Raw genomic sequence first — 18,724 nt, 5'->3', positions numbered from 1 at the left:
CGCTCCTACAATGATGGGGCGATGCGTGACAAAATCCGCCCTTAAAGCTGCCGCGGACATTTCCCTTGCCCACATCCGGTAAATCCCAGATCAACGAGGGCGAACTCCTCGCCGCCGTCGACCTAGGCTCCAACAGCTTCCACATGGTGGTGGCCCGCTACGAACACGGCGAGCCCCGCGTCATCGACCGGCTGCGCGATTCGGTGCGCATGGCGGTAGGCCTGCGGCCCGACGGCACGCTCGACGCCAACCACCGCGCCGCCGCCCTGGCCAGCCTCGCCCGTTTCGGCCAGCGCATCGCGGGCATCCCTGCCCTGCACGTGCGCGCCGTGGCCACGAATACCGTGCGACGCCTGGCCTCCCCTCATGCCTTCCTGTCCGCTGCCGAGGCCGCGCTGGGGCACCCGGTGGAAATCGTGTCTGGACGCGAGGAAGGCCGCCTGATCTTCCTGGGTGCCTCCCACGACCTGCCCGCGTCCCGCGACCATCGCCTGGTGATCGACATCGGCGGCGGCAGCACCGAATTCATCATCGGCAGGGGCACGTCGCCACTGCATACCGAAAGCGTGCAGGTAGGCTGCATCGCCTCCACCATGCGCTTCTTCCCCGGGGGCAAGATCACCCGCAAGCGCTGGCAGAAGGCCCGTCGCGAAATCGGCGTGCTGTTGCAGCAGTTCGCCGAGGAATACCGCGAGGCTGGCTGGGCCGATGCCTATGGTTCGTCCGGCACGGCCAAGTCCATCGGCTCGGTGGTGCGGGCCATGAAGCTCTCGGACGACGGCGTCACGCCGGAGGCCCTGGCCGTCGTGCGCGAGGCCCTGATCGAGCAAGGATCGTCCGGCATGCTCAAGCTGCCGGGCCTCGGTGAGGATCGGGCCGAAGTGTTTGCCGGCGGTGTCGCTATCTTTGAGGCTGCCTTCGAGGCGCTGGGCATCGAGCGACTCCGTGTGTCGGAAAGCTCGATGCGCGAAGGCCTGCTGTGGGACCTGATCGGCCGTTCGGCCGGCACCGACCCACGCATGGCCAGCATCGACTCGCTCGCCAGCCGCTACGGCGTGGACCGTGCGCAGGCGCGCCGCGTGGAGACCACGGCCCTGTCGCTGTTCGACCAGCTGGCCAAGGTGTGGAAGCTCGACGACGACGGCCGTGAATGGCTGTCCTGGGCCTCCCGGGTGCATGAGCTGGGCCTCGCCATCGCGCACAGCCAGCACCAGCGCCACGGCGCCTACATCTTGCGCCACGCGGACATGGCCGGCTTCTCGCGGCAGGAGCAGCAGTTGCTTGCCGCCATCGTGGAATGCCACCGGCGCAAGCCCGAGAAGTCCGTGATTTCCGCCCTGCCGGCCCGCTACCGCGTGCTGGCCCGGCATATCACCGCGATCCTGCGCCTAGGCGTGCTGTTCCGCCGTGCCCGCCGCGCGGATGCCCTGCCGCGCATCCGGGTGGCCGCCACCCGCCAGCGCCTGCGCCTGTCGCTGCCTGCCGACTGGCTCGACCAGCACCCGCTCACCGAGGCCGACCTCGAGCAGGAGCGCGAACCCATGGCCGAACTGGGCCTGGAACTCGAGATCGTCACCGAATGAGACAGTTCAGGGCCGCCAGCGCAAACGGGCGTATCATGGCGGGATTGTTCAGCCGTAAGCACCGGTTACCCATGCTAAGAGCCGTCCTCGCCAGCCTCCTCCTCGCCCTGCCCGCCGCTGCGCTGGCCCAACAGGCGGCCAAGCCGGCCTCCCCGGCGCCCCAGGGGCCCGTGGAACATCCCCGAGTGACGATGCACACCACGCAGGGCGATTTCACCCTGGAGCTGTATCCGGAAAAGGCACCCAAGAGCGTCGCCAATTTCCTTCAGTACGTGCGTGATGGCTTCTATAACGGCACGGTGTTTCATCGCGTCGTCGACGGTTACATGGTGCAGGGCGGCCTCTACAGCCGCGACCTCACCCAGCGCCGCACGCGCGCGCCGGTGCCCAGCGAAGCCGACAACGGTCTGTCGAACCTGCGTGGCACCGTGGCCGTGGCACGTGGTGCCGACGCCAACTCGGGCACCTCGCAGTTTTTCGTGAACCTCGTGGACAACCGTCGCCTCGACTACGTGAGCAACCAGAGCGGCCTGACCTGGGGCTTCGCCGTGTTCGGCAAGGTGGTTTCGGGCATGGACACCGTCGACAAGATCGCCAAGCTGCCCACGCGTGCGCAGGGACCCTTTGTCAGCGATGTGCCCAATCCCCTGGTGATCATCGATTCGGCCTATGTCGTGGGCGAGGAGAAGGCGGCACCGGCCGCCGCTTCCACTAGCAAGGCACCTGCGCCTGCCGCGGAATCGGCCAAGCCGGCCGCGCCGAAGAAGAACACCAAGAAAAACGACAAGACCTCCGCATGAGCACGCTGTTCATCGCGGACCTGCACCTTGACGACGCGCGCCCGCAGATTACGGCGCTGTTCGAGCGCTACCTTGCTTCCGACGAAGCCCGCGCGGCATCCGCCGTCTACATCCTGGGCGACCTCGTCGAGGCATGGATCGGCGACGACGACGACGCGGAGCTTCCCTCCCGCATCGCTCAGGCCACGCGCGCCCTGCGCGACACCGGCGTGCCCGTGTATTTCATGGTGGGCAATCGTGATTTCCTGCTCGGCCATGCATTCGCCGAACGCGCCGGCCTGACGTTGCTGGACGATGGCGTGGTTCACGACATCGAAGGCACGCCTACCCTGCTGATGCATGGCGACGTGCTGTGCACCGATGACGTCGCCTATCAGACCGTGCGCGCACAAGTGCGCACGGATGCGTGGAAGCAGCAGATCCTGTCCATGTCGCTGGAGGCGCGCCGTGCCTTTGCCGCCAACGCGCGCAACGACAGCAAGGCGAAGACAGGGAGCACGGACGAGACCATCATGGATGCCAACCAGCAGGCTGTCGAAGATGCCATGCGGAAGGCTGGCGTTCGCCGGTTGGTCCATGGACATACGCATCGTCCTGCCGTTCATGACTTCACGCTCGATGGTGCGCCCGCGCAACGCATCGTGCTCGGTGACTGGTACGACCACGGGTCGGTGTTGCGGATCGATGGTGATCTGGTCGAACTTCGCGGTTTGCAGACGAACTGACGCCCTTGCGATAACCCGCTGCACGGCGCTGGGTTCCTGCTTTCGCAGGAACGACGAGAGGGGTAGGCGGGGAATATCAATCCTGTAGCCGTCGTTCCTGCGAAAGCAGGAACCCAGCGCCCCGGTCCACCAGCAGGCGCGAGCACGCATCATCGGCTCTTCACCGGCACGTCACCTCATTCCACTGCCATATCAAGCCGATTCCGGCCCATGATGTCACGGCGATGTAAAAGCGCAGTCATAAGCTCGCCGGGCGGCGTAACATGGGTTCGTCGCGATCTGCGATGAGGACCGCTGCCCTGGATACGATGACGCCCCCCACCGAGTCGAACGCCACGCTCAAGGCCCCCGCGCCCCGCCTGCCCGCACCGCCGGAGCAGCCCGGTGTCGATCTGAACGACACGGCGCTTTACATTCACCGCGAGCTGTCGCAGCTGCAATTCAACATCCGCGTGCTCGACCAGGCCCTGGACGAAACCAAGCCGCTGATCGAGCGCCTGAAATTCCTGCTCATCTTCTCGTCCAACATGGACGAGTTCTTCGAGATCCGCGTGGCGGGGCTGAAGCAGCAGATTGCCTTCGACCATGAAGTGATCGGCGCCGACGGCATACCCCCGCGTCGCGTGCTGGCCGAAATCTCCGAGATCGCCCACCGGCAGATCGAGCGGCAATACCAGATACTCAACGAAAAAATTCTTCCCGCGCTGGAAGAGGAACGCATCCGCATCGTGCGCCGCAACCAGTGGTCGCACAAGCAGAAGCTCTGGGTGCGCCGCTACTTCCGCCACGAAGTGGCACCGCTGATCACGCCCATCGGCCTTGATCCCACGCACCCCTTTCCGCGCCTGGTCAACAAGAGCCTCAACTTCATCGTGCAGCTGGAGGGCACCGATGCCTTCGGTCGCGACTCGGGCCTTGCCATCGTGCCGGCCCCCCGCATCCTGCCGCGACTCATCCGTCTGCCGTCCGACGTCTGCGAAGACGGCGACAACTACGTGCTGCTCTCGTCGATCATCCATGCGCATGCCGACGATCTGTTCCCCGGCATGCGCGTACTGGGTTCGTACCAGTTCCGCCTCACCCGCAACGCCGATCTGTCGATCGACCCGGAAGACGTGGAAGACCTCGCCCGCACGCTGCGTGGTGAACTGTTCTCGCGTCGCTATGGCGATGCGGTGCGTCTTGAAGTGGCCGACAACTGCCCGAAACCGCTGGTCGATTACCTGCTGAAGCAGTACTCGCTCGACGCCGACTCGCTTTATGAAGTGAACGGGCCGGTGAACCTCGCCCGCCTGTTCGAGATGACGCTGAAGCCCGAGTACGCCCGGCTGCAATACCCCACCTTCGTGCCGGCACTGCCCAAGGCGCTCACCGCCGCGGAAGACATGTTCTCGGTGATCGGCAAGCAGGACGTACTGCTCTATCACCCGTTCGAATCCTTCTCGCCCGTGGTGGATTTCCTGCGGCAGGCCGCGAAAGACCCGCAGGTGCTCACCATCAAGCAGACGCTGTATCGCAGCGGTGCCAACTCCGAAATCGTGGATGCGCTGGTGGAAGCCGCGCGTGCGGGCAAGGAGGTGACGGCCGTGGTGGAGCTGCGCGCCCGCTTCGACGAGGAATCCAACCTCAGCCTGGCATCGCGCCTGCAACAGGCCGGTGCCGTGGTCACTTACGGCGTGGTGGGCGTGAAGACGCATGCCAAGCTGGCCTACGTGCAACGCCGCGAGAATGGCAAACTGGTGAGCTACGCCCACCTGGGCACGGGCAACTACCACTCAGGCAATGCGCGCCTCTACACCGATTACAGCCTGCTGACCTCCGACGAAGCCCTCTGCGACGACGTCCATCGCCTGTTCCGCCTGCTCACCGGCATGGGCAAGGCGCTGAAGATGAAGCGCATGCTCTATGCGCCGTTCACCCTGAAGAAGACATTGCTGGATCTGATCGCCCGCGAGGCCGCCAATGCCGTGGCGGGCAAGAAGGCCGAGATCATCTGCAAGGTCAACGCGATCACCGATCCCAAGATGATCCGCGCCCTGTACCGCGCCAGCCAGGCTGGCGTGAAGATCGAGCTGATCGTGCGTGGCATGTGCTGCCTGCGCTCGGGCATTCCGGGCGTTTCGCAGAACATCCGGGTGCGCTCGGTGGTCGGACGCTTCCTTGAACACAGCCGCGTTTACTGGTTCCACAACGATGGTGAGCCGGATCTTTACCTCGCCAGCGCGGACATGATGGAGCGCAACCTCGAACGCCGCGTGGAAACCTGTTTCCCCATCGAGGGCAAGAAGCTCCAGCAGCGTGTGCGCCGCGAGCTGGATTACTACCTCAACGACAATCATTCCGCATGGTTACAGCAGGCCGACGGCAGTTATGCCTTGCTGCAGCCGGCAAGTGGGCAGCCGGTGCGGGATGCGCAGACCTTGTTGCTTGAGCGCTTCGGAGTCATGGCCGCCCCCACGCCCACCTGACCCTTGTAGGAGCGCGCCTTGCGCGCGACCGGGTGATCGATCACGCGCTGGGCTCCCTTTTGATGGGCCGTCGCCTGTACGGTCGCGCGCGAGGCGCGCTCCTACAAGAACCCAACCAGGTCGCAATCTGCCCTGTAGGAGCGCGCCTTGCGCGCGACCGGGTGATCGATCGTGCGCCGGGCCTCCTTTCGACGGGCCGCCGCCTGTGCGGTCGCGCGCGAGGCGCGCTCCTACAGGGATTTGGCGGCGGTTACGATGTCGTCGTCGCCGGGGAGCACGAGGAAGGCCGCGCCGGCCAGCGGGGTGAATGTATCGGCGCCCACCACGCGGCGTAGCGGCGTTGCACCGAAACCGCCTTCGACGATGGCGGTGATCACGCCCTCGCCCACGCCTGCGCTCTTGCGACCTTCGTCCACCACGATGATGCGCTTCGCCGTGGCGGCCTGCGCTGCGATGAAGGCGTCATTGAGTGGCACCAGCCAGCGCAGGTCGACCACACGCACTTTCCAGCCATGCTCGGCCTCGATGCGCTTCGCCGCACGCAGGCTCATGGGTACGCCGTTGCCGAAGGTGAAGATCACCAGATCATCAGCACCCTCGCCGTACACCCGGCCCTCGCCCAGGGGCATCGCCTCGCCCGGTGCCGGATACGTGAACTGCCACTGCCCGTCGCCGGCCTCGTAGAGGTCCTTGGTCATGTACAGCGCAATGGGTTCGAGGAAGGCGGTGACGCGGCCGTCCACCTTGGCCAGCGCCGCCATGGTGCGCAGCATGGTCGCCGCGTCGTCACCACGGCTGGGGCAACCCACCACCAAGCCGGGAATATCGCGCAGCGCGGTGATCGAGTTGTCGTTGTGGAAATGCCCACCAAACCCCCGCTGATAACCCAGCGACGCCACGCGCATCAGCATCGGGTTGCGGTACTGGTCGTTGGAGAAGAACTGCAGCGACGACGCCTCGCCGCGGATCTGGTCGCAGGCGTTGTGGAAATACGCAAGGTACTGGATCTCGGGCAGCGGCAGCATGCCCATGTTGGCGTAGCCCTGCGCCAGGCCGAGAATCATGGTCTCGTCGAGCAGCGTGTTGAACACGCGTGCGTTGCGGAACGCCTTGTGCAGGCCCTTGGTAACCGTATACACGCCGCCCTTCTGCGCCACGTCCTCACCGAACAGCAGGCTCTCGGGGTACTTGGCCATCAGATCGTGCAGCGCCTGACCGATCTGGATCGCAAGGTGGCGCGGCGGCTGCTTTTCGGGCAGCTTCTCGGCACCACCAAATGCCCGCACACGCTCGGTTTCATCCGGTGCGCGCTCCGCTTCGGCCCGCACCGCATCCGGCGTATAAGGCGCCAGTGGCTTCATGACATCGGCCAGCGAGGTCAGCCTGGGGCGGCTGTCGGCGTCTTCCGCCGCCGCGAAGCATCGCTTGCGCACATCGGAATAGAGATTGAGCAGGCTGTCCCGGTCGTAAAGGCCCGAAGCCAGTGCAATGGTCGCGCTGCGCAACAGCGGATCGGTCGCTTCCAGGGCGACCAGCTCTTCCACCGAGCGCCACTCGATCTCGAAATCGGTGCCTGCATGTCCCATCACGCGAGTGGTGTTGAGATGCAGGAAGGTGGGGCGCCGTGTCGTACGGCAGTGTTCAACAGCGCGCTGCACATTCGCGTAGCCGCCGGCCAGGTCCAGGCCGTCGGCGTAGAAGTAATCGAGGTTCGCGCGTCGTTCGAAATTGTTCGCCACCCACCCCGTCGGCGTCTTCACCGAGATGCCGATGCCATTGTCCTCGCAGACGAAGAGCACGGGTGCGGGAAGCTTCTGATAGGCCGTCCACGCTGCCGCATTGAAAGCCGTCTGCGCCGTGGCGTGGTTTGACGATGCGTCACCAAACGAGCACACCGTGATCGAATCGCCCGGAATCGGCAGCGTATGGCGGATGCGCCCGGCCTGCTCGATGGCGATGGCCGTCCCCAATGCCTTGGGCAGGTGCGAGGCAATGGTGGATGTCTGCGGAAGCACCCACAACGGCTTGCTGCCCCATACCTTGTGTCGTCCGCCAGAGGCAGGGTCTTCGCTGCTGGCCGCGAAGGACAGCGCCGAATCCATCACCGGGTCCATGCCGGGCAGCTTGCGGAATCGCTCGGCCATGAAGCCGCCACTGCGGTAATGCAGGAAGGCCGGATCGGTATGCCGGGTGAGCCGGGCCACCATCGCGTTGCCTTCATGACCTGACGAGCCGATGGTGTAGAACACCTTGTTCTGCACGCGCAACACGCGCGCCATGAGATCGAGGTGGCGGCTGATCAGCTGCGATTCGAGCAGCTCGCGAAAGCCGCGCGCATCCAGCGCGCTGCCGGGAAGCACGGGTTCGTCGTCACGCGGCGCCTGGGCGACGTCACCCTGCCAGAACTGCACGAACTCGACGAAGTTCTGGTCGACGATCTCGGCGCGATTGAAACCTTTGTGACGTGCGGGAATGGGATGCGGAACGGACATGGACGAACTTCCGGGGGAAAGGGAATCAGTGATGAAAGCGGGGACTAACGCCGGCGGGCTTTCCACTCGTTGCGGGTCTGTCCCCACAGGTCGATCCGGTGATCGGCGGAAGGCTCCGGAAGCTTGCCCGGCCCCTTCAGGGTAGAACCGAGCCGCCTGGCCAGCGCGATCGATGCATGGTTTTCCGGATCGATCGAATGAATGATCTCGGTCCACGGCAGGTTGTCGAACGCCCAGTCCATGGAGGCTGCCGCACCTTCGGTGGCATAGCCCTTGCCCCAGCTTTCGCGGTTGAGGCCCCAGCCGATCTCGTGCCCCGGCCAGCCTTCCGGCTGCCAGGGGCCGAGACGGCCCATCCAGCGTCCCGTGGAGCGCTCGATGACCGAGAACATGCCAAAACCGAGGATCGCCCAGCTGCCGGCCATGGTCATGAAGTTGCGCCACGCCAGCGCACGCGACTGCGCCCCACCGAGGAAGGTCATGACCTCCGGATCGCCCAGGCACTCGGCCCAGGCGTCGAAATCCTCCGCCGCCGTGGGCCGGAGGATCAGGCGATCGGTCTCGATGCGCAGTCCATGCATGGCGATTGGCCTCAGAACGCGTTGATGCCGGTCAGTTCGCGGCCCACCACCAGCTGGTGCACCGTTTCGGTGCCTTCGTAGGTGATGACCGATTCGAGGTTCAGGGCGTGACGGATGGCCGAGTGCTCGGTGGTGATGCCTGCGCCGCCGAGGATGTCGCGGCAGTCGCGGGCGATATCGATCGCCATGCGCACGTTATTCCACTTCGCCAGCGAGACCTGCGTGGGCTGCATGGTGCCGGCGTCCTTCAGGCGACCGAGCTGGAGCGACAGCAGCTGCGCCGTGGTGATGCGACGGGCCATGTCGGCCAGCTTCACCTGCACGGCCTGGTTGGCGGCCAGCGGACGATTGAACAGGATGCGCTGCGCGGTGTAGTCGAGTACTTCCTTCAGGCAGGCCTGCGCGGCGCCGATCGGGCCCCAGGTGATGCCGTAACGGGCCTGGGTGAGGCAGCCGAGCGGGCCCTTCAGGCCCTTCACGTTCGGCAGGCGCGCGCTGTCCGGCACGCGCACGTCGTCGAAGAACAGGCCGGAGGTGACCGAGGCGCGCAGGCTCATCTTCTTGTGGACTTCCTGAGCGGCGAAGCCCTTGGTGTCCGTAGGCACGATGAAGCCCTGGATGCCGTCGTCGGTCTGCGCCCAGACGATGGCGATATGGGCCAGGTTGCCGTTGGTGATCCACATCTTGGCGCCGTTGATCACCCAGTCGCCACCGTCCTTGCGCGCCACCGTCTTCATGTTGGCCGGGTCGGAGCCGCCATGGGGCTCCGTGAGGCCGAAGCAACCGATGACCTCGCCCGCGGCCATGCGCGGCAGGTATTCACGCTTCTGCTCTTCGGAGCCGTAGGCGTAGATGGGATACATGCACAGCGAGCTCTGCACCGAGGCAAAGCTGCGCAGGCCCGAATCGCCGCGTTCCAGCTCCTGGCAGATCAGGCCGTAGCTGACGGCGTTCATGCCGGCGCAGCCGTATTCCTCGGGCAGCGTCGCGCCCAGCAGGCCCAGGGAGGCGATCTCGGGCACCAGTTCGGCGGGGAAGCGGCCCTTGTCGAAAGCGTCGCCGATGATCGGCAGCACCTTTTCATCGACGAAGCGGCCAACGGTGTCCTGGACCATCCGCTCTTCTTCGGTAAGCAGCGAACGGACGTCGTAGAGATCGAGCGGGTCGAGACGATGGGCCATACGGGTACTCGCGAAGGGCAGCCGGAAAAGCCCCTGATTGTAGACCTGCACCATGGCGCGGTCATGGCGGGGCGCAACAAATCGGCTTCATGGGCCTACATGGTTTTCAGCGTGCACCGCTGCTGCGGCACCGGGCCCACCGACGACACTGCCATTTTGCCCACAGGACATCCGCCCCATGCCATCCCTGCGTACCGCATTGATCTGTCTCGCCACGGGCATTGCCGCCTCTTCCGTCGCCATGGCCGGCGATGTGCCGCCTGCGTGGGAAGGCGCGCTCGTGTTCGAGCAGGCCAATGGCGACTTCGTCGCACTGGACAACGCCACGGACCGTCCCATCCACGCCATCGTGCAAGCCCGTGGCATCGCGGGGGCTCTTCACTGGCGTGACGATGGTCTCCGGGTGCTCACGTGGCGGGGAGACATCGCCCGCGTCCGCATGCCCCCGCCGGGCAGCGCGGCCACCGTCACGAATGCCTTGGGTCATTGCCTCACGGTGAAGGCGGCCGACGATATCCGCTGGAGCGAATGTCGTGGCGGCGCGGCCCATCAGGTCTGGTCGATGGAGGACGGCAGCCTCGTTGCACCACCGCCGTTCCGCGGCTTTCTGGCGCATGGAACGCCAGAAGACGACACCCGGCTTCATATCGTCCGGGGCGACGCTCCGCTGACGGTGGTCGGCTCCGTGCTTTCCGCTGCGGATTGACAAGACACGCACACCGAAAGCGCTTGCATAATGGGCAACCTCCCGGCTGACCGGAACCTCCCATGTTCAAAGGTGTGCTCCTCGGTTTCGCCTGCTACGCCGCCTATGCATGGAGCGACGCCTTCGTGAAGGCACTGGAAGGCACCCTGCCGCCCTACGAGACGGTGTTCTTCGGCGCCATCCTCGCGCTGGCTGCCCTGCCCTTCCTCAAAAAGCCCGGCGACCGCTGGAGCGAGGTGGTGGTGTCGAAGATGCCCGGCCTGTGGCTGCTGCGGGCCATGGCCGGCGCCATCGGCAATGTCACGTCGGTGATGGCCTTCACGGCGCTGCCCATGGCCGAGGCGTTCTCGCTGATCTTCCTGCTGCCGATCTTCGTGACCATCCTGTCGGTGATCTTCCTGCGCGAGCAGGTGGGCTGGCGGCGCTGGTCGGCCGTGGTGGTGGGTTTCGTCGGCGTGCTGGTGGTGTTGCGCCCCGGCTTCCGCGAACTCAGCACGGGGCATGTGGCGGCGATCATCTGCGGCATCGCGGGTGCCTTGTCGATCATCGCCCTGCGCATGGCCGGCGCCACGGAGAAGCGCATTACCCTTTACGGAGCAGGCGTGGTCGGGCCGATGATCGCCGGCTTCATCATGATGCTGCCGCATTTCGTCTGGCCCGACGTCCACCAGTGGGTGCTGGTACTGGGCTACGGCCTGCTGGCCGCCGCCGGAGCGGTGCTACTGATGCTTGCCACGCAGAAGGCACCGGCCAATCGCGTGGCGCCGACGCAGTACAGCCAGATGCTCTGGGCCATCCTGTTCGGCTACCTGTTTTTCCACGATCACCTGGACTGGCCGATGCTGGTCGGCATCGTGATGATTCTGGGCGCCGGCCTGTTCACTTTCGTGCGCGAGGAAAAGCGCACGCAATGGTGGCGGTGGACCAACATCGTTTAGAAGCGCGGCCGGCGTTTCGCGACGACCGGTCGCGCGCAAGGCGCGCTCCTACAGGTTTGAGACGCCGTGGGGGACGTGGCCGGTGGCGACTACGCGGCGGGCGGATTCCACGTTGGCCGGGGAATCGTCGAAGAAGATGTCCGCGCCGAAGGCATCGAGGAACGGCCCCTTGTCGCGACCGCCCAGGAACAACGCCTCGTCGATGCGGACGCCCCACTTGCGCAAGGTAAGGATCACGCGCTTGTGCGCCGGCGCAGAACGCGCGGTGACCAGGGCCGTGCGGATCGGCGAATCCTCTGCGGGAAACGCCGCCTGCAAACGATGCAGGGCCGACAGGAAGCCCCGGAACGGGCCGCCGGACAGTGGCTCGGCCCAACGGGCGGTCTCGCTGGCGTGAAAGGCGTCCAGGCCCTGTTCCTTCGACACACGTTCGCCCTCATCGCCGAAGATGACGGCATCGCCATCGAAGGCGATACGCAGTTGCTCGGAAGATCGCGGTGCGGCCGTCGAAGGCAGGATCGTGGCGGCGGCGACACCGGCGCGCAGCGCCCGGCCCACGTCTTCGGCATTCGCTGAAAGAAACAGGTCGGCCTTGAAAGGTGCGATGTAGTCGGACGTGGGCGCTCCGCTGGTGAACGCCGCACGGGAGATGTCCAGGCCGTAATGCTGGATGGCGTTGAAGATGCGCAGGCCGGTATCGCCGGAATTGCGCGACAGCAGGATCACCTCGACCGGTGGCACGTCACCGGAAAGACGGTTCAGGTCGAGCAGTTTCTGTACGAGGGGAAAGGCCACGCCCGGCTGGAGCAGCTCGTCCTCGTGTTCGATCTGGTAGGCACGGAAAGCGTCGATACCTTCGCGTTCGAACAGGTCGTGGCTGTCACCCATGTCGAACAGGGCGCGCGAGGAGATCGCCACGACGAGACGGTTGTCGTTGGCGGATGAGGCGGCGTGTGCGTTGGGTGGGGCCGGGGCGAGGGTCATGCGGGGTGGTTCCGTGGGCGTGCTGTACTTATCGTAACGCCCATCACCGCCCTGTAGGAGCGCGCCTTGCGCGCGACCGGGGTTTCGCGCTGATCCGGTCGCGCGCAAGGCGCGCTCCTACAGGGTATCTACGTGTCGCTCCCACGCCTTCGGTAAGCGAGCTACCGCAGGGGTGGGAGTCGATCGCATCGGCGATAAAGCATGGCTACGGAGCGAACTGCTCGTCCAGGATGCGCTGCTGGAGGTTGTGTTCGGGGTCGAACAGGAGGCGGACCGAGTTGCGGCGCGACTGGCGTACTTCGACGGCGCGCACGTCGCGCACCTCGTGGAAGTCGGCCGTGGCGCTGATCGGACGCTTGTTCGGGTCCTTGGTGTCGAAGCCGACCTTCGTGGCGTGCGGAAGGATCGCCCCGCGCCAGCGGCGCGGACGGAACGGGCTGATGGGTGTAAGCGCCAGCACGTTGGCGTCGAGCGGGAGGATGGGGCCATGGGCAGACAGGTTGTAAGCCGTGGAGCCCGCCGGCGTGCTGACCAGGATGCCGTCGCAGACCAGCTCGTCGAGCTTTACCTCGCCGTTCAAACGAACCTGCAGGTGGGCGGCCTGGTTGCTCTGCCGCAAAAGCGCCACTTCATTGAACGCCAGCGCACGATGTTCGACGCCATCGCAGCAGGTGCTGTGCATTTCCAGTGGATGCAGCACGGCCGGATGCGCCCGTTCGATGCGCTCGGCGAGCGCGTCGAGATCGTGCTTGTTCATGAGAAAACCCAGCCGGCCGAGTTTCATGCCGTAGAAGGGCACGGCCAGCGAGCGATAGGTATGCAGCGTGCGCAGCATGAAGCCATCGCCACCGAGCGAGACGATGATGTCGGCGTCACCGGGCTCGACACTGCCATAGCGTTTCACGAGCGCGGCTCGGGCACGTTGGGCAACGTCGGTTTCGCTGGCTACGAAGGCTAGGCGCATGAATGTGCTGGCTAGGGTCCGACCCCCAGCTTAGCGCCTGCGAACAGGGAAACGATAGCGCTGTAGGAGCGCGCCTTGCGCGCGACCGGTACGGAGCCTGTGGTTCATGGCTTCGTACCGGTCGCGCGCAAGGCGCGCTCCTACAAGAAGGATGGGGCACGAAGCCCCATCCCTGGCCGTTAGACCGGGATCTGGGCCAGTTGGGCCAGGCGGCGGACGGCAACCGAGGCGATCGGGTAGTCCGCGTTCTGGGTGAGGATTTCGGCCAGCATCGTACGGGTGTACTTCAGCGTGGCGTCGTCGCGTTCCAGCCAGGCCTTGACCGGGCTGACGTCGGTGCGATCGCCGGCCACGGCGAGCACCTGCACGGCCAGGGCACGATGCTGGGCATTGAGCTCGTCCAGCAGCGAACCGCGGGCCTGCGCATGCCATGCACCTTCCACCGGCAGCGCCTCGATCTGTCCACGCAGCCATTCGAGGTCGAGCGCCTCGCCCAGTTCGTAGAAGACCTTGGCGACCGTGGCCATGTCCTTGCCGCTCTGCTTCGACACTTCGACCATGTCGAGCGCCGCGCGCAGCACCGGGATGCGGGCAAGCCGCAGCGCCAGCGACGAGGGCACGCCCAGGCCTTCCCACTTCTCCTGGCTGGCGCCGAAATCGGCACGACCGGTATCGGTGAGGGCATCGGGCAGCGACTTGCGCAGCACCGTCACCTCGGCCGCATAGCGGTCGACGTTGGCGGCGATGTCGAGCGAGCCACCCGGACGGCTGAGCAGCCAGCGGGTGAGATGACGCAGCAGCGACCAGATATGCAGGATGGCGTCGATCTGGGTGTCTTCGGCCACCTTGCCATCGAGCGCCTCGATCTCGGCCCACAGTTCACGGGCATCCAGGATTTCGCGCGCAGCCGTGTAGGCCTTGGCGATCGACGCCGGGCCGTGGCCCGTGTCTTCCTGCATGCGCATCATGAAGGTGGCGCCCATGCGGTTGATCGTCGAGTTGGTCACCGCGGTGGCGATGATCTCGCGCTTCAGGCGATGGCGCTGCATGTGCTCGGCGTACTTCTCGTGCAACGGCACGGGGAAGTAGCGGACCAGCTCGCGCGACAGGTACGGATCTTCCGGTACGTCGGAATCGAGCAATTGCTGGAACAGGCGGATCTTGTCGTACGACAGCAGCACCGACAGTTCCGGACGGGTAAGGCCCTGGCCCTTCTGCTTGCGCTCGGCAAGCTCGGCCTGACTCGGCAGCGACTCGACCTGGCGATCGAGCAGGCCTTCGGCCTCCAGCGTGGTGATGAAGTGCGCCATCGAACCCAGACGGCGGACCGACTGGTGCTCCATGAGCGTGATGGCCTGGTTCTGGCGGTAGTTGTCCCACAGCACCAGGCGGGCCACTTCGTCGGTCATCTCGGCCAGCTGCTTGTTGCGGCCGTCGAACGAGAGCTCGCCACGCTGCACGGCATCGTTGAGCAGGATCTTGATGTTCACCTCGTGATCGGAGGTGTCCACACCGGCGGAGTTGTCGATGAAGTCGGTATTCATCAGCACACCGGCCTGCGAGGCTTCGATGCGGCCCTTCTGGGTCATGCCCAGGTTGCCGCCTTCGCCGATGACCTTGCAGCGCAGCTCGTTGCCGTTGACGCGCAGGCCGTTGTTGGCGCGGTCGCCCACATCGGCATGCGTTTCGCTGGTGGCCTTCACGTAGGTGCCGATACCGCCGTTCCACAGCAGGTCGACCGGGGCCTTGAGGATGGCCGAGAGCAGGTCATTCGGTGCCATGTGCGTGGCATCGGAACGGATGCCGAGCACGGCCTTCACTTCGGCCGAGACCGGAATCGACTTGGCGCTGCGCGGATACACGCCGCCACCGGCCGAGATCAGCGACTTGTCGTAGTCATCCCACGACGAGCGCGGCAGCGCGAACATGCGCTGGCGTTCGACGAAGCTCTTCGCCGCATCGGGGTTCGGGTCGAGGAAGATGTGGCGATGGTCGAACGCGGCCAGCAGGCGGATGTGCTCGGAAAGCAGCATGCCGTTGCCGAACACGTCGCCGGACATGTCACCCACGCCCACCGTGGTGAAATCCTGGCTCTGGCTGTCGCGGCCCATCGCACGGAAGTGGCGCTTGACCGACTCCCATGCACCCTTGGCCGTGATGCCCATGCCCTTGTGGTCGTAACCGTAGGAGCCGCCCGAGGCGAATGCGTCGTCGAGCCAGAAGCCGTGCTCCGTGGAGATGGCGTTGGCGATATCCGAGAAGGTGGCCGTGCCCTTGTCGGCGGCAACCACGAGATACGGATCGTCGTTGTCATGGCGCACGACATCGTGCGGCGGCACCACCTTGCCCTCGACGAGGTTGTCGGTGATGTCGAGCAGGCCATTGATGAACATGCGGTAGCAGGCGATGCCTTCGGCCAGCTGGGCGTCGCGATCGCCGCCCACCGGCGGACGCTTCACGAAGAAGCCGCCCTTCGAGCCGACCGGCACGATGACCGTGTTCTTCACCATCTGCGCCTTCACCAGGCCCAGCACTTCCGTGCGGAAGTCTTCGCGGCGATCGGACCAGCGCAGGCCGCCACGGGCCACCGAGCCGAAGCGCAGATGGATGCCCTCGACGCGCGGGGCGTAGACGAAGATCTCGCGGAACGGCACCGGCTTGGCGAGGTCGGGCACCTGGTGCGAATCGAACTTGAAGCTGACGTAGGAACGGAACGCACCGTCCCAGGCCTGGAAGAAGCTGGTACGCAGGGTAGCGTGCACCAGCGCGATGTAGCTGCGCAGGATGCGGTCTTCGTCGAGGCTGGAGACGTTGTCGAGCAGCGCATTGATGGCTTCTTCCACCGCCACCGCCTGTTCGTCGCGCGGACGGGCCAGGGAGGCGACGAGGTTGCCGATGAGCGCAGGCTGGGCCGCCAGGACGTCATGGTCGATCAGCGCGTGCATCTCGTGCGAAAGCATGCCCTCGGCATAGGCCAGGGCCTTCTCGTCGAGGTTTTCGCGGCGTGGATCGAAGCGCGCGTTGAACAGCTCGATGATGAGGCCGGCGATAGCCGGGTAACGGTTGAGGGCGTCTTCCATGTACGCCTGCGAGAAGGCCACGCCCGTCTGCAGCAGGTATTTGCAGTAGCCACGCAGCACAGCAACCTGGCGCCAGTTGAGCTTGGCCCCCAGCACGAGGCGGTTGAAGCCGTCGTTCTCGGCATTGCCCCGCCAGATCTGCTCGAAGGCGTCTTCGAAGATCGTACCGACCTGCTCCACCTCGAAGGCGAGGCGACCGACCGGCTGGACTTCGAAATCCTGGATGTAGAGCGCGCTTTCGCCCTGCTTCACTTCGTACATGTGCTCGGTGAGCACGCGCAGGCCGAGGTTTTCCAGCTGCGGCAGCACTTCGGAGAGTGCGATGTCCGAGCCCGAACGGTAGACCTTGAAGCGAAGTTCTTCAGGACGATGCGGCGGGTGGTAGAACGACATGCTGATGGCGTCGGGGCCATCGAGGCCCGCCAGCGCTGCCACGTCGGTGGCAGCGACCTGCGGCGACACTTCGTCGACGTAGCCGGCCGGCAATGCCTTGCCATAGCGATTGGCAAGGATGATGCCCTGCTGCTCGCCCATGCTCTCGACCAGGCGGTCGCGCAGCTCGTCGTACCAGTTGCGGGCAATGGAGGCGATCTGCGCTTCCATGGCGGCGGCGTCGTAGACCGGGTGGTCGCCGATGCGCGGGCGCACCACGACATGCAGGCGCACCAGGGCGGCCTCGCCCATCAGCACGGCGGAATCCACGTGCTCGCCGTGGAACGCTTCACGCAGCACGCCTTCCACGCGCTCGCGCACGGCGGTGTTGAAGCGGTCGCGCGGAATGTAGACCAGGCACGAGAAGAAGCGGCCGTAGCTGTCGCGACGGATGAACAGGCGCGTACGCGTGCGCTGTGCCAGTTCGAGCAGGCCGATGGACAGCGCGAAGAGTTCATCGGTGCTGCACTGGAACAGTTCGTCGCGCGGCAGCGTATCGAGGATGTGACGCAGCGACTTGCCCGAGTACGAATCGCGCTTCAGGCCCGAGCGGGCCATCACGGCCTCGCACTTGTCGCGCACCAGCGGCACGTGCTGCGGGTGGGCCATGTAGGCGTTGGAGGAGAACAGGCCGAGGAAGCGCTGTTCGGCCACCGGGCGGCCCTTGTCGTCGAACTTGAGGACGCCGATGTAATCCATGTAGCCCGCACGGTGGATCGGCGAGCGGGCGTTGGTCTTGGTGAGGATGATGGCGTCGGTGGAACCCGAGCGCGGCATCTCCGAGGCTACCAGGGTGCGCAGGGAGCGCGGCGCCAGCGAGCGCTCCGCGGCGCGCAGGATGCCAAGGCCTGAGCCGTCGACGGTCTTCAGTACCTCATCGTCGCCTTCGGCCGTGACCACGTATTCGCGGTAGCCCATGAAGGTGAAGTGGTCGTCGGCGACCCAGCGCAGGAACTCGGTGGCTTCGCGCACTTCGTCGGCCGTGTACGGCAGCGCGCGCTTGCCGAGGTCGTCGGCGACCTCGACCATACGGCCGCGCATGGCTTTCCAGTCGGCCACGGTCTCGCGGACATCGGCCAGGGCCGTTTCGAGCTGGCCGCGCAGGGTTTCGATCTGGGCGTCGTCGAGGCGGTCGATCTCGAAGCGCATGATCGACTCGGTCTTCTCGCCCGAACCCAGCGACTCCAGAACGCCGGCGGCCGAGCGGACCACGGGTACCACGGGGTGGACGATGGCATGGATTTCCGCATGGGCGGCGGCCACCATCGACACGGTGTCGACGAGGAAAGGCATATCGTCCGTGACGACTTCGATCACGGCACGTGAACCGGAGACGCCCGGGTTGTATACCCGCAGCTTGGCCTGGCCGGCGGTGCGCTCACGGGCGAAGGAGAGCAGGTCCGCGATAAGGGCAGCCCAGCGCCCGGGGGCGTGGAGGGCGTAATCGGCAGGAGCGATACGCTCGAAGAAGGCCTCAATAAAAAAGCGCGCCTCGTTAAGGCGCTCCGCGGGATAGTCGATTTTTTTCAGTTCATCGAAGACGACGTCATGGAACTGGCCGTGTTCGGCTGCGCGAATCGCATTCATGGGCGGATATCGGTGTGGGGGGAGGTAGAAACCGTCAAAGCATAGCTCTGTGCACCCTGTCCTAGCCACACCGTCTCATGGGATTGCGGGCACCATGTTTCACTGCATCGCGGCATAACCGTCGTTGTAACAGACGACAAGGCTCACGCCCCTTTAACGAATCAGGAGCTTGCAACGCAACAAATCGTGTTCAGCCGCACGAA

12 protein-coding genes are annotated in these 18,724 nt (G+C 65.4%); 6 read left to right on the top strand and 6 right to left on the bottom strand.

Annotated features, from left to right (window positions below):
• The first annotated feature begins 65 nt into the window (after positions 1-65).
• From KR767_RS13500 to ppk1, 4 genes are all read left to right on the top strand, one after another.
• Positions 66-1,583 (top strand): Ppx/GppA phosphatase family protein, encoded by a 1,518-nt coding sequence (locus KR767_RS13500; RefSeq protein ID WP_166949975.1) that lies wholly within the window; start codon positions 66-68, stop codon positions 1,581-1,583.
• Between the two features lie 71 nt (positions 1,584-1,654).
• The gene (locus KR767_RS13495) at positions 1,655-2,383 is read left to right on the top strand and encodes a peptidylprolyl isomerase (RefSeq protein WP_166949974.1); all 729 of its coding nucleotides are present in this window, start codon (positions 1,655-1,657) and stop codon (positions 2,381-2,383) included.
• Positions 2,380-3,108, top strand: coding sequence for a UDP-2,3-diacylglucosamine diphosphatase (locus tag KR767_RS13490; protein ID WP_250876644.1), 729 nt, complete (start codon positions 2,380-2,382; stop codon positions 3,106-3,108). Before KR767_RS13495 ends, KR767_RS13490 begins: the two co-directional genes overlap by 4 nt.
• A gap of 308 nt (positions 3,109-3,416) precedes the next feature.
• Positions 3,417-5,576 carry a polyphosphate kinase 1 gene (ppk1, locus tag KR767_RS13485; RefSeq protein ID WP_250876643.1) on the top strand — a complete coding sequence of 720 codons (2,160 nt, stop codon included), beginning with the start codon at positions 3,417-3,419 and terminating at the stop codon, positions 5,574-5,576.
• Positions 5,577-5,806: 230 nt separating this feature from the next.
• Here the strand turns inward: ppk1 and KR767_RS13480 are convergent, their stop codons facing one another.
• From KR767_RS13480 to KR767_RS13470, 3 genes are read right to left on the bottom strand one after another with little or no spacing between them, the layout of a single operon-like run.
• Positions 5,807-8,068, bottom strand: coding sequence for a thiamine pyrophosphate-dependent enzyme (locus KR767_RS13480; RefSeq protein WP_250876642.1), 2,262 nt, complete (start codon positions 8,066-8,068; stop codon positions 5,807-5,809).
• A gap of 44 nt (positions 8,069-8,112) precedes the next feature.
• Positions 8,113-8,655 carry a GNAT family N-acetyltransferase gene (locus KR767_RS13475; protein ID WP_425602751.1) on the bottom strand — a complete coding sequence of 181 codons (543 nt, stop codon included), beginning with the start codon at positions 8,653-8,655 and terminating at the stop codon, positions 8,113-8,115.
• A gap of 5 nt (positions 8,656-8,660) precedes the next feature.
• Positions 8,661-9,830: an acyl-CoA dehydrogenase family protein gene (locus KR767_RS13470; protein ID WP_166949968.1), complete on the bottom strand. Its 1,170-nt coding sequence runs from the start codon at positions 9,828-9,830 to the stop codon at positions 8,661-8,663.
• 178 nt (positions 9,831-10,008) lie between these two features.
• On the opposite strand from KR767_RS13470, the gene KR767_RS13465 reads away from it, so the two are divergent.
• Together KR767_RS13465 and KR767_RS13460 are read left to right on the top strand one after the other, a co-directional pair.
• Complete coding sequence (locus KR767_RS13465) at positions 10,009-10,536, top strand: hypothetical protein (RefSeq protein ID WP_250876640.1); 528 nt, start codon at positions 10,009-10,011, stop codon at positions 10,534-10,536.
• 62 nt (positions 10,537-10,598) lie between these two features.
• The gene (locus KR767_RS13460; RefSeq protein WP_166949966.1) at positions 10,599-11,474 is read left to right on the top strand and encodes a DMT family transporter; all 876 of its coding nucleotides are present in this window, start codon (positions 10,599-10,601) and stop codon (positions 11,472-11,474) included.
• 48 nt (positions 11,475-11,522) lie between these two features.
• Here the strand turns inward: KR767_RS13460 and KR767_RS13455 are convergent, their stop codons facing one another.
• The 3 genes from KR767_RS13455 to KR767_RS13445 all read right to left on the bottom strand — a co-directional run bounded on the left by KR767_RS13455 (position 11,523) and on the right by KR767_RS13445 (position 18,521).
• Positions 11,523-12,458 (bottom strand): 5'-nucleotidase, encoded by a 936-nt coding sequence (locus KR767_RS13455; protein ID WP_250876639.1) that lies wholly within the window; start codon positions 12,456-12,458, stop codon positions 11,523-11,525.
• Between the two features lie 205 nt (positions 12,459-12,663).
• Complete coding sequence (locus KR767_RS13450) at positions 12,664-13,422, bottom strand: NAD kinase (RefSeq protein WP_166949963.1); 759 nt, start codon at positions 13,420-13,422, stop codon at positions 12,664-12,666.
• 179 nt (positions 13,423-13,601) lie between these two features.
• Positions 13,602-18,521: an NAD-glutamate dehydrogenase gene (locus tag KR767_RS13445; RefSeq protein WP_250876638.1), complete on the bottom strand. Its 4,920-nt coding sequence runs from the start codon at positions 18,519-18,521 to the stop codon at positions 13,602-13,604.
• Positions 18,522-18,724 lie beyond the last annotated feature (203 nt).

The organism is Luteibacter anthropi (assembly GCF_023699965.1).
GTDB classification, from domain to species: Bacteria; Pseudomonadota; Gammaproteobacteria; order Xanthomonadales; family Rhodanobacteraceae; genus Luteibacter; species Luteibacter anthropi.
The sequence above is the reverse complement of the archived record's forward strand: the minus strand, read 5'-3'. Positions and strand labels throughout refer to the sequence as shown.